This window comes from Salinivibrio kushneri, assembly GCF_027286325.1.
GTDB lineage: Bacteria > Pseudomonadota > Gammaproteobacteria > Enterobacterales > Vibrionaceae > Salinivibrio > Salinivibrio kushneri_A.
Window position 1 is genome coordinate 1,198,101 of the sequence record NZ_CP114588.1, and the last position, 12,389, is coordinate 1,210,489.

At 48.0% G+C, this 12,389-nt stretch carries 16 protein-coding genes and 1 pseudogene; 11 read left to right on the forward strand and 6 right to left on the reverse strand.

Translation table 11 applies throughout. The annotated features are described in order from the left end of the window. Window positions 1-128 precede the first annotated feature (128 nt). A complete protein-coding gene (locus N8M53_RS05695) occupies window positions 129-1,010 on the forward strand; it encodes a restriction endonuclease (protein WP_269579802.1) in 882 nt (293 codons plus the stop codon). Between the two features lie 21 nt (window positions 1,011-1,031). Here N8M53_RS05695 and N8M53_RS05700 read toward each other — a convergent pair. Continuing rightward, window positions 1,032-1,133, reverse strand: a pseudogene (locus N8M53_RS05700) (IS110 family transposase); the annotation flags it as partial. Window positions 1,134-1,295: 162 nt separating this feature from the next. Between N8M53_RS05700 and N8M53_RS05705 the strand changes: the two are divergent. The 5 genes from N8M53_RS05705 (at window position 1,296) to N8M53_RS05725 (ending at window position 3,678) form a co-directional block, all read left to right on the forward strand. Further along, entirely contained in the window at window positions 1,296-1,625 is a 330-nt protein-coding gene (locus N8M53_RS05705) for a hypothetical protein (protein WP_269579803.1), read from the forward strand. 21 nt (window positions 1,626-1,646) lie between these two features. Beyond that, window positions 1,647-2,177, forward strand: a complete 531-nt coding sequence (locus tag N8M53_RS05710) for a hypothetical protein (RefSeq protein ID WP_269579804.1) — start codon at window positions 1,647-1,649, stop codon at window positions 2,175-2,177. Between the two features lie 113 nt (window positions 2,178-2,290). Further along, window positions 2,291-2,566, forward strand: a complete 276-nt coding sequence (locus N8M53_RS05715) for a putative quinol monooxygenase (protein ID WP_269579805.1) — start codon at window positions 2,291-2,293, stop codon at window positions 2,564-2,566. Between the two features lie 60 nt (window positions 2,567-2,626). Beyond that, window positions 2,627-3,106 carry a GNAT family N-acetyltransferase gene (locus N8M53_RS05720; protein WP_077638426.1) on the forward strand — a complete coding sequence of 160 codons (480 nt, stop codon included), beginning with the start codon at window positions 2,627-2,629 and terminating at the stop codon, window positions 3,104-3,106. Window positions 3,107-3,168: 62 nt separating this feature from the next. Continuing rightward, window positions 3,169-3,678, forward strand: a complete 510-nt coding sequence (locus N8M53_RS05725) for a GNAT family N-acetyltransferase (protein WP_077638427.1) — start codon at window positions 3,169-3,171, stop codon at window positions 3,676-3,678. Between the two features lie 13 nt (window positions 3,679-3,691). Here N8M53_RS05725 and N8M53_RS05730 read toward each other — a convergent pair whose 3' ends face one another. Both N8M53_RS05730 and N8M53_RS05735 read right to left on the reverse strand, forming a co-directional pair. Next, window positions 3,692-4,519 (reverse strand): TauD/TfdA dioxygenase family protein, encoded by an 828-nt coding sequence (locus N8M53_RS05730; protein ID WP_077638428.1) that lies wholly within the window; start codon window positions 4,517-4,519, stop codon window positions 3,692-3,694. After that, a complete protein-coding gene (locus N8M53_RS05735; RefSeq protein ID WP_025739952.1) occupies window positions 4,516-4,767 on the reverse strand; it encodes a hypothetical protein in 252 nt (83 codons plus the stop codon). The genes N8M53_RS05730 and N8M53_RS05735 overlap by 4 nt, the downstream gene beginning before the upstream one ends. Window positions 4,768-4,950: 183 nt before the next feature. Between N8M53_RS05735 and N8M53_RS05740 the strand changes: the two genes are divergently transcribed. Continuing rightward, window positions 4,951-5,271 carry a HigA family addiction module antitoxin gene (locus N8M53_RS05740; RefSeq protein WP_077606279.1) on the forward strand — a complete coding sequence of 107 codons (321 nt, stop codon included), beginning with the start codon at window positions 4,951-4,953 and terminating at the stop codon, window positions 5,269-5,271. A 57-nt stretch (window positions 5,272-5,328) separates the two neighbouring features. Here the strand turns inward: N8M53_RS05740 and N8M53_RS05745 are convergent, their stop codons facing one another. After that, on the reverse strand, window positions 5,329-5,565 hold the full coding sequence (locus N8M53_RS05745; RefSeq protein WP_077638429.1) for an RNA recognition motif domain-containing protein: 237 nt from the start codon (window positions 5,563-5,565) through the stop codon (window positions 5,329-5,331). Window positions 5,566-5,682: 117 nt separating this feature from the next. Continuing rightward, window positions 5,683-6,126, reverse strand: coding sequence for a MarR family winged helix-turn-helix transcriptional regulator (locus N8M53_RS05750; RefSeq protein WP_077638430.1), 444 nt, complete (start codon window positions 6,124-6,126; stop codon window positions 5,683-5,685). A 179-nt stretch (window positions 6,127-6,305) separates the two neighbouring features. Here N8M53_RS05750 and N8M53_RS05755 point away from each other — a divergent pair, with 179 nt between their 5' ends. Beyond that, complete coding sequence (locus N8M53_RS05755) at window positions 6,306-6,734, forward strand: organic hydroperoxide resistance protein (RefSeq protein ID WP_069361329.1); 429 nt, start codon at window positions 6,306-6,308, stop codon at window positions 6,732-6,734. A gap of 188 nt (window positions 6,735-6,922) precedes the next feature. Beyond that, window positions 6,923-7,420, forward strand: coding sequence for a GNAT family N-acetyltransferase (locus N8M53_RS05760; protein WP_269579806.1), 498 nt, complete (start codon window positions 6,923-6,925; stop codon window positions 7,418-7,420). A 28-nt stretch (window positions 7,421-7,448) separates the two neighbouring features. Here N8M53_RS05760 and N8M53_RS05765 read toward each other — a convergent pair whose 3' ends face one another. Next, entirely contained in the window at window positions 7,449-9,578 is a 2,130-nt protein-coding gene (locus tag N8M53_RS05765; protein ID WP_269579807.1) for a sensor histidine kinase, read from the reverse strand. A gap of 144 nt (window positions 9,579-9,722) precedes the next feature. Between N8M53_RS05765 and N8M53_RS05770 the strand changes: the two genes are divergently transcribed. Both N8M53_RS05770 and N8M53_RS05775 read left to right on the forward strand, forming a co-directional pair. Beyond that, window positions 9,723-11,072, forward strand: coding sequence for a sigma-54-dependent transcriptional regulator (locus N8M53_RS05770; protein ID WP_269579808.1), 1,350 nt, complete (start codon window positions 9,723-9,725; stop codon window positions 11,070-11,072). 294 nt (window positions 11,073-11,366) lie between these two features. After that, entirely contained in the window at window positions 11,367-12,377 is a 1,011-nt protein-coding gene (locus N8M53_RS05775) for a TAXI family TRAP transporter solute-binding subunit (RefSeq protein WP_077577883.1), read from the forward strand. Window positions 12,378-12,389: the final 12 nt, after the last annotated feature.

The following is a 12,389-nucleotide window of genomic DNA, read 5'->3' on the forward strand; positions in this document are numbered from 1 at the left end:
CTTGGCGAAATAAACACCACAAAAGAATTGAGTAGACATGGTTACCTCCAATATTAAAGGTCGCACATAAGAGTGGCAGTTCTTCAAGAGGGGGAGTCCATGTCATTCGTTAGCTATCAGGAGGTCATATGTTGGATTTTTTAGAAATCCCCACAGCAAATAGTAGTAATTATCAATCCGATAAATTTGAGTTCTTTGCGGAAGAATTTTTTAAATCACTAGGTTTTTCTATTGAGTCTTCACCGGGGAGAGGTGCTGACGGAGGACGTGACTTAATAGTCAGTGAAATTATCCCAAGCCATATAACACCTTCTCGCAGACTTTGGTTAGTTAGTTGCAAACATTCAGTTCATAGTAATCGAGCTATTTCCAAAAAAGATGAGCTTGAAATACTCGATAGAGTAAAGAGACATCAATGCGATGGGTTTGTCGGTTTTTACTCCCTTACTCCAACTCAAGACCTAGTTAGTTACTTTGAACAGCTATCTAAGGACGTCCCTTGTGCATTTTTCACTTATGCACGAATTGAAAAAAAATTAACTGAAACTGATCTTGGAGTAGCCATAGCGAAAAGATATTTTCCTAGATCGTCCACCAACTTCTATAAGAATATGGTTTTGGAGGAAGACAGTAATCTTAAGAATTGTTCGATAAAGTGTTCAAATTGTGGCTCCTCTATAAATGGTGCTCCTGCAACTGTAAGTGCATGGGGGTATGACATAGAAAATGGTGGCTCACACACAGAAACGTTTGATTATTTTTGTTCAGACAACTGTGAGACAGAGTTAAACGCTCTTGCTGAACAGTGCTTTTTAGATGAAGAAAGAGACTTTGTTTTTTGGTCTTCTTCTTTCGGCAATCTTCTCACTCATGAAGGTCTAATTGAGTTCAACCAAAACTTTGGTGTAAATGGTAAGCTCGTATCAACTTCAACTGAGGTGGCAAGAAAAAATATTAGTCATTTCAACGAGTTCTTAATGACCAAGTACATCTTTGGTAAAGGTAGCTAACAAACGAGTATGTCGTCAATCCTAAATTTTAGCGAGATTTTTATCCCACATCACGCCGTCTCTGAGCATCGAATTTAAGATCACTACCATCTTACTTACACAAGTAATAATGGCGATTTTTTGTAGTTAATCACTGCATAAAGAGAAAAGTGGTGCTTGGCGAGATCAACGCCACAAAAGAATTGACTAGACATGTTTACCTCCGATATTAAAGGCCGCACCTAAGTGTGGTAGATCTTCAAGAGGGGGAATCCATGTCATTCGTTAGGTGAGTCAGGGAGTTCTATGATTTTTAAAAATATTAGCGATGCAAAAGAATACGTTGTACAAGTGACTAATAAGGCTAAAACTATAGACCAAATTAACTCTTCACTTGAATATTATCAAAGTATGGTTGATTCGGCGAATAGTGATGAATCAAGAGCTCTATGGGAAAGTGAAGTTGAAAAGCTGAAATTGTGGAAAAATAGCGATGGCTTTAAAGATGGTAGCTATCCCCAAGGGATAGATGAACTTATTCTAGAAGTTATTGAATGGAGGTCTGTTCAAGCCGCATTTCAAGAGATTGAAACTGAGAAGAATCTATTCAAACACAGCGGCTTCTTTGCGCAATGATATTTAGGGTCTATTTACGGAGTGTTTACTATTATAGGTAAGTTAATAAGCAAAGACGGTCGTGATAATTCACTGCGAAAGTTATGGGATGATGTGTCTCCAATTATGCTCAGTGATGGTGCGTGTACACAGGAAGAAATTGACTATATTAACCACGAAATGGATCGCAATAATGGGCGTTTTACAAACGATAATTCTTCAGTATTGCGTTTTCGAAATAAGCTGATTGCACATAATGAAGCTAACCCAGAAGTAAGATGGGATGAAGTTGACTCTGAGTTATCATTGCTTATTCGAATGTGGTCTTTGTTAGTAGCATGGAGCTCATTTGGATTATTCCAGCCATTTCGTTCAAATGATGTTGCTTTTATGGGGTTAGAGTCCTGCTATCAAAAATCAGAACTAGCTGCATTGAAAAATAGTAGAGGGAATTACTTGGATAAAGTGAAAAAATGGAGTGTAAGCTACGCACATTCAGGGGAAGTAGATCAAGGAAGAGGAGCATTTTCCACTCTTTCAACAAAGGTCACAATCCGAAAAGAACTCACCTAACAATCCACTGCAATTGACGCTTGGACTTGATCCGTTTTACTGGCCACGAATATCACTGTTTAGTTAGTGAGCATTTTCTTAATGCTAACTGAATTTTTCAAAAAATAAACTATATGTCAAAAGTCACTCTAGAAGGCTTTATTCTCGTGCCAAGCTCTGATCTTCAGGCTGTGACGCGAGAGCTTGTTAATCATAAAAAGTTGACGTTGGAAGAGCCGGGTTGCTTGGTCTTTAAGGTTCAGCAACATTCGGAGAATCCGCTGCGGTTTGATGTTTATGAAGAGTTTGTCGATCGCTCAGCTTTTGATAGGCACCAAGAGAGAGTTAAATCATCCTATTGGGGAGCAGTTACGAAAAATGTCACGCGTCACTATCAGATCATCGAGTAAAGCCTAGGTGTATATTATCGTTATGCAGCGCATATGGTCGTTAGAGTTTGAGAATACCCCATGCACCTGACTTTCCGTCCCATCAATCTTGAAACCGATTCTGCTTACTGCGTGGCTGCACGTCGGGACGCTTTTGTCTGTAGCTTTGGCTCCGATGAGGGGTTTGAAGACTTTCTAACTGGCTATTATGAACGGGTGAGTGAACGCATGAATCAGCCCGAGTGGTTTTATCGGCATATTTTTGTCGATGGAGAATGGGCTGGGCAGCTTGAATTTCGCAGCACGTCGCCGGAGCCTGAGACGGGTTATGTGCATCTCATCTACCTTGCACCTGCTTTTCGTGGTCGAGGGCTGGCCCCTTTACTGCAGCGCTATATCGAAGCCACCTTAACAAACGCGGGGTGTCGGCGAGCAATGCTTTCTGTGAGCCGTGACAACCATCGTGCGTTAACCTTTTATCGCCAGCACGGCTGGGAATTTGTTCGCGCCAACCCCAAACATGCGAAGACCGATTTTTATCAGTGTTGGTTGCCAGCGTAGATACTTATTCGCGCCAATATGCGATTATGGCGCGATAGAAGGTTTCAGTAGGCGAGTGGTTTATGACTCTGATATGCCAGTCAAAAAGGCTCAATGTGCGACAGTTTACACTCGACGATGCGCCATTTATTGTTGAGCTGCTTAATGAGGCGTCGTTTATACGCTATATCGCAGATAAAAAGGTGCGTACTGAGCAAGATGCGATCGAGTATCTCCATCACGAGCCGCTCGCGAGTTATCAAGCACATGGCTTCGGTTTAAATCTGGTGGAACGGCGGGAAGATGGTGAGCCCATCGGTATGTGCGGTGTGCTTAAGCGCGATGAGTTGGCATATCCAGATTTAGGCTACGCGTTTTTATCGCGTTATACCGGGCAAGGGTACGCCACAGAAGCCGCCGAGGCGGTGCTTGAAGCAACCCTGTTAGCGACCGGATTGAGTACTGTTCAGGCCGTTACCTTACCGGACAATCAACCCTCAAACCGCTTGCTTGAAAAGCTAGGGTTTCGGCTACAAAGCCAAATCATGCTTTATGGGCATCGCAACAATCTGTATCAATATACCCGCGTCTGAGCGCCATGAGATGTTACTGAGCACTGTCACCCTGAACGGTGACGCGGTGCAATCGTCTGGGCGCGTCGCCATAATCGGTTACCGCGTAGTGCTGGGTGGCGCGATTATCCCAGATTGCCACCGAGTGTTTTTGCCAGCGAAAGCGAACGTGATATTTTGATTGGCGTGCTTGACTAAACAGTGTCGCGAGCCGTTGTTGGCTAGCCGCCACTGGCCAATCGGCAATCGCGCGAGTAAATTGCTCGTTAATAAATAGCACCTCTTGGCCGGTTTCAGGGTGGGTTTGCACCATGGCACGGCGAATGGGCGGGTAGTCTTGAGCGCGTTTCGAGACAACACTCTGGCCGTCGGCGTCTTGATGATCGTAACGGCTGCCTTCAAAGGCGTGTAGCGCGTGAATGGTGTTGAGCTGGCGTAGCTCGGCTTTTTCTTCGTCGGTTAGATTGGCCCATACTGCTGCCATGTCACACCAAATCGTATCCCCGCCATGTTCTGGTACATATTGCGCGTGTAAAATCGAGCACTTGGGCGGCACCGCTTGCCATGTCATGTCGGTGTGCCAATAGCTTTGGCTGGGTGGATTGCCGCGGCTGGTTTCAATTACGACCACTTGGTCGTTGTCGGACAGATGTGGGAAAAACGGGTGAGGTGGCTCAAGCTCGCCGAAGCGTTTTGCCAGTGCGACATGGTTGTCGGTCGAGAGAGGCTGCTCGCGAAAGAAAAGCACTTTGTAGCGTAAAAATGCTTGGTACAGCGCCGCAAACTCAGCCTCGGAAAGCTGGGATAGGTCGATATTATCGACTTGCGCCCCGAACGTATCGCCTAAAGGGGTTATCTTCATTTGAACCATACCTTACCGCCAATGAATTTATAGGCTGGTGTGCCTCGCACCAGGGTGTCACGCGCAAAGGGCTGCTCGCACTGAGGGCAGTGACACGGCGTGGTGGTGGCATCTTCAACAATCCTTTCTTTAAAGCACTTAACCAATGCACCTTTGCCGCCTTTGCGGTATTTAAACAGTGGCGCATTACAGCGTTTACAGAAAATATCGATGGTTTTGGTGGGGCCTTTTTTATTCGGTTTTGCCATTTTTACTGCTCGAGCGTCATTACATGCCGAAAACTTGATAGTGACGAGTCGGGCGTAGGCTGTCAATCAGCTATCGTTTCATGACGCTTTACGTTATTAACGCAATGCGTTACTACTGAAGGATGATTCGATCGTTTAAGTGCAAAGATGTCGAAATCGTTGATTATCACTAGGAGGTCGCTCATGCGTACTGTAGAAGCTGTCACACCGGGCGAGTTGCTAAAAGAGGAATTCCTGACTCCCATGGGGATTTCGCAATATCGTTTGGCTAAAGAAATCGGAGTGCCCGCACAGCGTATTGGTCAAATTATTGCTGGTAAACGGGCTATAACGGCTGATACAGACCTGCGTTTATGCCGTTTTTTTGGATTATCGAAGGGCTATTGGCTGCGTGCTCAAATCGCCTATGATACTGAAATTACTGAACATGAGCTCGAAGATCAGCTGAATAGTATTCGCCCATGGACAGAAGTCTCGACCATAAACAAAAGCCAGCACGTATGATCGTGTTGGCTATCGTTCCCGCCCCATAGCCGATGTAAGTGCAAGGGGGCTTTTTGCTTAGTTCGCGATTTTCACGCGGATTTTGCTTTTCGCAACACTGGTGAGGTTTAAGGCGGCCATTGCGGCTTTGGCTTGTGTCTCGTCAGGCATGGTCACAAAAGCAAAGCCTTTGGATTCGCCAGTCTCTTGGTCCAGCACCAGAGTGCATTCGGTGACATCGCCGTGTTCAGAAAACAGCTGACGGAGTTCATGTTCCGTGGTGGTGCGTGCAAGGTTGCGAGCTAAAAGTTTCATTGTTGTCCGTTCATATCGAGGTAACAACGCCGATTGTGTCAGTAAAGGGGGCCACGACCAAGCAATAGTTTGCCTTTGTTGCCGATGCGTCTTGCGCGGGCGCCGTTTTCCGGACGGTTATGCGTCACTTTCTCCTAAGTCGTGATTAATCATATCCAGCAGCGCAATCAGGTGCTGGGCTTGCTCATCATCAATGCTGGGAAACTTGCAGCGGATTTTCTCAGGGATAGCAGCGGCTTGGTGCTGCAGCTCAATGCCTTTGCCCGTGAGGGTGACCCATCGCTTTCGCTTATCGTCTTGGTCTTTCACGATGGTGAGCAAGCCTTTATCGCTCATCTTTTTCAAAATCTGCGTCATCGCACCACCATCGATCCCCGTTTTCTCGACTAACGTGGCGATCGATAGTTGATTTTCTTCCCACAGCGCCATCATCACCACATATTGCGGATAGGTGAGATCAAGCTCGCTCAACCAGGTTCGGTAGGCGCGCGAAATCCCATTAGAGGCTTTATACAAGCGGTGGCAAATTTGGCTATTGAGCTGTAATTGGGGATAGGTCATGGCTTGTCATTGTCTGTGTGTCTAATGAGTATTTTATTTTGTACGCAAAGTATTTGCAATGCTGGGTCATGCGATCTAGTATTTTGCATGCAAAATAAATAAACCTGATGCAAGCGGCTTCACCGCACCTGCTGGGCGAAGCAGTGAGCCGCAAGCGGACTGAGACACAGGAGAGTGAAATGAAAGAGCTACAAAGTGTTGCCTACACAGCAAAAGCGACCGCTACCGGAGGCCGTGAAGGCTCAGCAAAATCCGATGACGGACGTTTAGACGTTGCGCTCTCAACCCCTAAAGGGCTAGGCGGAAACGATGGTGAAGGCACCAACCCAGAGCAACTCTTTGCTGCCGGTTATGCAGCGTGTTTTATTGGTGCGCTGCGTTTGGTGGCGGGTAAAGCAGGCGTTACCTTGCCCGAAGACACACATATCAACTCAGAAGTGTCGATTGGCCCGATTGATGGCGGTTTTGGTATTGCCGTGAAGTTGGCAGTATCGGTTGGCGATCTGGATAAAGAGACCGCGCAGTCATTGGTCGAGCAAGCACACCAAGTATGTCCGTATTCCAATGCCACGCGTGGCAATATTAAGGTTGAATTGTCAGTGATTTAACCTAACGGGCACGCTATGATAGGGAGCGCTGTGTAGCAGGGCTCCCTTTTTTATGCCCGCTTTTTATGGAAGCAGCACGTTGTTCGGTGCTCCCTAACCTCGAGTGCTCAGCATTGACCGCAAAGGCTATTGATCACGAAGACTAACGCGCGAGCCCTATACCAATAACAAGGATGATGAAAGCTAACATGCCAGACGCCACCACCAGTAAGCTTACCGATATAAGTGTCGCCCCGCTAACGAATGAAGACACAGAGGGGGTTCGCCAGGTATCGTTACCTGACCAACAAGTAAAGTTTGCGGGGACTGCAGACGAATTTCTTGCCGAGGACAGTGAGACCATTCACCGCCATGTGATCAAGCGAGCGGGCAAGACGGTAGGCTTTTTTAAACTCGATATCGACTATGCGTCTCAGTATGACTTTTGCCCGCCAAAGACGCTGGGTCTGCGCATGTTTGTGGTGGATGCGCGGTATCAAGGGCAGGGATTAGGTACCGGTGCGGTTAAGGCCTTGCTGGCGTATTTACCCGTTGCTTATGGTGATTTCAATTGGGTGTATCTGACCGTTAACTGTCGAAACCCGGCCGCTAAAACCTGTTACCAAAAAGGCGGCTTTACCGATACAGGCGAGCTGTATTGGGGCGGTGCGGCTGGCCCTCAGCATATTATGTCGGCCGCACTGTAATTGCGCGCGGAGGCGAGCGGCGCGCGGTTTAGTGACCAGGGATGACTGACTGAAAAGTAAGTGTGAAGGTCAGTCCATTCTGGGCATTAGGGGCGACGCTTATCTGTCCATTTATATCTCGCACGTTATTGGCGGTAATCGCGAGCCCCAAACCCAGTCCGTCGCCGATTTTTTTAGAAGTGACAAACGGCTCGAACATGGTCTCAAGAACGTCTTTTGAGGCACCGCAGCCGTTGTCACTGACTGTCAACTCGACTGTCCTTTCGGCAGGCGTGACCACAAACACCAAGGTCGGCGCCGCGGTATTTGCCATCGCATCGCACGCGTTAGACACCAAGTTCCCCAATATTTGTAATAGTCGTTGTCCTTCACCCTCAATCAGGGGCGTGTCGTGAGGCATCCGCACTCGCACATCAATGTCTGCCAACTGAGCTTGATACACACGCAAGGTCTCATTGAGGGCATCAGCCAGCGACACGGGATGGAGATGCTGTGGTTTGCTGTAGGCAAAGGTTTTTAATTGGCTGGTCATATTGGTCATACGATCAATCAGCTTTTGCACCAGCTGATTGTTGGCTTTAACTTTTTCTGTCTCGCCGCGCTCAGCAAGCAAGGTGTTGGTGGTGAGTAAGGTACGAAGGCCGGTAAGTGGCTGATTAAGCTCATGAGTAATGGCGCTCGACATTCTCCCTAAGGCGGCCATTTTGCTGGTTTCAATCAGTTGCGCTTGTGCTTGTTGCAGCGCTTGGGTGCGCTCTTCTACCCGTTCGGTAAGTGCTTGGTTCATCTGCTGCAGTGACTGTTCGGCTTTTTTACGTTTGCTAATGTCAATCAACGTCGCTAGGTAGTATTGCTCATCATGCCAAGGAAATCGGGTGAGCGAGAAAAGCGCTGGAAAGACGCTCCCGTCGCTGCGACGCGCCATGGTTTCAACCGCATTGAGCTCGGCCAGTTCATTGTGCTTATCGAGGTTTTTGAGCAAGGTGAGGGTGGTGGAATGGGGATTGCCGGTATCAAATAATTCCCAAGCAAAAATGCGGTGATGATTGTTTTCTGGCAAGCCAAATAACCGCTTGGCCATCGGGTTGAGATCAAACAGCGCTCCTTGCTGATCAATTAATAGTAACCCGACTTGTGTTTTATCGATCATTTGTTTAAGTCGGCGCTGCGACTCTTGCAATAAGCTTTGAATACGCTGCTGGTGACGGTGTTTTTGCCGGCGTTGTTGACCGATAATCAACAGCAGAATGACAACGAGCAGTGCGGCGGCCACTCCCCATGCGAACAGGCTTGCCGCGCCTTTGATAGGCTTGTAGGGCGTAAGGTAGCTCACTGACCACTTTAGATCGTCCAGTTTTACCGTGTGGCCGAGAAAGGAGGTGGCATTCAGCCGCCACTGACTGATGGCGGTACTGTCGTAGAGATAACGCGTTTCCCTGTTAACCGTCTGTGTCTTATCGTGTTCTGGCGTTTGTGTCGCGTTCAGCTGGGCTGCATTCAGCCAGTCTGCGTTGTACTCGCTGCTACTTGAAAGGAAAAAGCGCTGTTGCCGATTTTGCAGCAGAATGATGTCTTGACTGGTAATGGGTTGTTCGGTGAGAAAACTCAGGTCAATCTGCACCACCACGATAGCGGCGATGTTAAGCCCCTCAAAAACCGGGGCGGATAAATAGTAGAGTGGGCCATAGCCTTTGGTTTTATTTACCAATGATACGCCTTCACCTTGGTGCAATACTTGCTCGACGATCGCCAACCGATCGGGGCGGCTAAAGCGTTCATCAATCAAACTCGACGCCAGCACATCGCCTGATGTGGAGAGCAGTGTCCAGCCTTCGGTATTGGCCGCTTTGTCGAGCTGTGTGAGTTTTGCTTGGAAGGCGGCGGGGTCATGCTGCTCGCCCTTTACAATCGCCAGTGTGTCAGGATGGTTGGTCAGCAAATAAGGCAGATGATAGAAGCGTCTTAATGCACGGCGGACCTCACCGATGTAGTCCAAAAGCTTGTTCTGCACCTCAGTATGATGTTGTACGCTTAACCACTGATAAGCCGCTTCACGGCTGATGCCATATGAGAAAATCACCAGTATGCCGACGAATACTAATCGAGCCCATGTCGTCTTGATGCTGGTTTCTTGGTGGCTGTGGTGATCCTGATGCATAACACACTCTCATTCTTATTCTGTTTTAGACTGCGGTGCGCCGAAAAAATGTTAAAGCAGTGTGATGAGAAAGTGAGAGCTAGCTCCTTTTCTGATCGGTGGCTTTTGCTACCGTAATGAAAAACGTATCACGGATGAACCCTCATGATTGCTGAAACACCCCCACGCATTGCCTTGATTGAAGATGACGATATTGTTCGCCAGACCACCTGCCAGTGGCTAGAGCTGGCAGGGTTTGAGGTGGCAGCATTTAGTCATGGGAAAGCCGGGTTGGATGCCGTGCTACAGCACCCGTTTGATGCGGTGGTCAGCGACGTCAAACTCCCTGATGTTGATGGATTATCGATCCTGAGTGAGCTTGAGCAGCACCAGGTGGCCACGCCTGTGTTGTTTATTACCGGACACGGTGATGTTGATATGGCCGTGGGGGCGTTGCAAAACGGGGCGTTTGATTTTATCGAAAAACCTTTTGAGCCCGAGCGTTTGTCTCAGCGTGTTACCGAGGCGGTTGATACTTATCGCCAGCAAGCATCGACGCAAGAGCGGCAAGCGTATTTAGCGCGTATCAGCGGGTTAGAAAAGGTATTGATTGGGCAAAGTCGTGTGATGCAACAGTTACGTGAGCAAGTGGCAAAACTGGCACGCATTGACACGAATGTGATCATTTATGGGGAAACAGGCTGTGGCAAAGAGCTGGTGGCGACCAGCTTGCATAATGAGAGTGTACGTCGTGGACAACGCTTGGTGCCGATTAACTGCGGTGCGATCCCAGAAAACTTATTTGAAAGTGAGCTGTTTGGCCATGAAGCGGGGGCGTTTACCGGTGCCAATCAGCGTCGGATTGGTAAGCTCGAATACGCGCACAAAGGCACCTTGTTTTTCGATGAAGTAGAGAGTATGCCGATGAGCATGCAAGTAAAGGTTTTACGCGTGCTTCAGGAGCAAAGGGTTGAGCGAGTGGGAGGGAATCAGTCAATAGCGATCGATACGCGGGTGATTGCGGCAGCGAAAGAAGATCTCAGTGGTCATGAAACCTTTCGGCAAGATTTGTACTACCGCTTAAACGTGGCACAAATTCATATTCCGCCCTTGAGAGAGCGTGACGATGATGCGTTAATCTTGTTTGAACACTTTACCCGTCAGACCAATCCGGAGACACGCTTGGCCAGTGAAGCCGATCGGCACGCCATTTTGTCTTATTCATGGCCGGGTAATATTCGCGAGCTGCGCAATGTAGCAGTGCGGTTTGCCTTGGATGACAGTATTTCAGTGATGGAAATCTTATCGAATCGTCCCTCATCGACCATGGAAACCATCCAGTCGGATGTCCCGCTTTTAATCCAATTGCATAATTTTGAGCGCAAGGTATTGCATGAGTGCTTGGTCGCCCATCGAGGGCGAATTCATGAAGTGATGTTGGCGCTCGATTTACCTCGCCGTACCTTGAACCAAAAAATGAAGAAATTTGGACTCAACCGCGCAGACTATACCTGATGCGTCGGCAAAAAGTTGCTCAGTACTATTTCGCGAGCAAGCGTTCTGTGATCACACTTTGTTTACGTTTTGTGACGGTCAACTGCTTATTGGCGCCGCACCATGAGCAAGATTTTGCTTACTAGCTGAGCGGGAAATAAGAAAAATCTTGCTCATTACCGATAAGTCCTCCTAGTAATACCACTAATAACAACGCTTTAGCTGTTGGCACTCTCTTTGCTAACCATGTGTTTGCTGTTAACTAACCGTTTAATTTGTGTAAATCAATAACGCAGCCCTACATGGAGAGTAACAATGAAAATCAATAAGCTGTTTAAAGCACTGACGTTTGCCGTGGCCTCATTTAGCGTCGCCTCCACCGCCGTCGCAGAAGACAGAAGCTACATCCTCGCAACGGCCTCCACCGGTGGCACTTACTACCCTGTTGGTGTTGCGCTGGCGACACTGAGTAAGGTCAAGCTGGCGCCTAAGCACCATTTTTCTTTGTCGGCAATTAGCTCTGCTGGCTCCGGCGAGAATGTGAAACTGCTTAATGAAGACGAAGCGCAATTTGCGATCTTGCAGGGCTTATACGGCGCATGGGCCTGGTCCGGCGAGGGGCCATATGCAGAAAGTGGCCGCCAAGATCAACTGCGCTCTGTGTCTATGCTTTGGCAGAATGTTGAGCACTTTATTGTGCGCAGTGAGCTGGCAGAAACCGGCACCGTGAGTGATTTGAGTAACCTTGAAGGTGAAAAATTTTCGATTGGTAAGAAGAATTCAGGTACCGAGAACTCAGGTCGTCAGATTATGAAAGGACTCGGCGTGGATCCGGAATCCTTTAATTTGGCGTATATGGGTTATGGCGGCAGTGCCAGTGCACTACAAAATGGCACCATTGATGGTATGAACACCCCAGCCGGTGTACCAGTTGGCGCGGTTACCCAAGCGTTCGCTGCACTGGGGAATGACATTTCCATCTTGTCTTTTACTGACGAGCAAATCAAAGCGGCTAACGGTAAATATAACCTTTGGACCAAGTACGAAATTCCTGCCAACACGTACCCTGAGCTAGATAAGCCGGTCACCACTATTGCGCAACCTAACTTCTTGGCCGTGCGCAAAGATCTCTCCGATGAGGATGTGTATCAGCTCACCAAGGCTATTTATGAGAATCTGTCTTTCCTTCAGGGCATTCATAAGGCCACTAAAGCCATGGCCATTGAGAAAGCCATCGCCGGTTTGCCTGTGCCGCTCCATCCAGGTGCAGCACGCTACTATCAAGAAGTGGGTATCGACATCCCGTCTGAACTGGTAATGGAATAACGCAATAGCGCT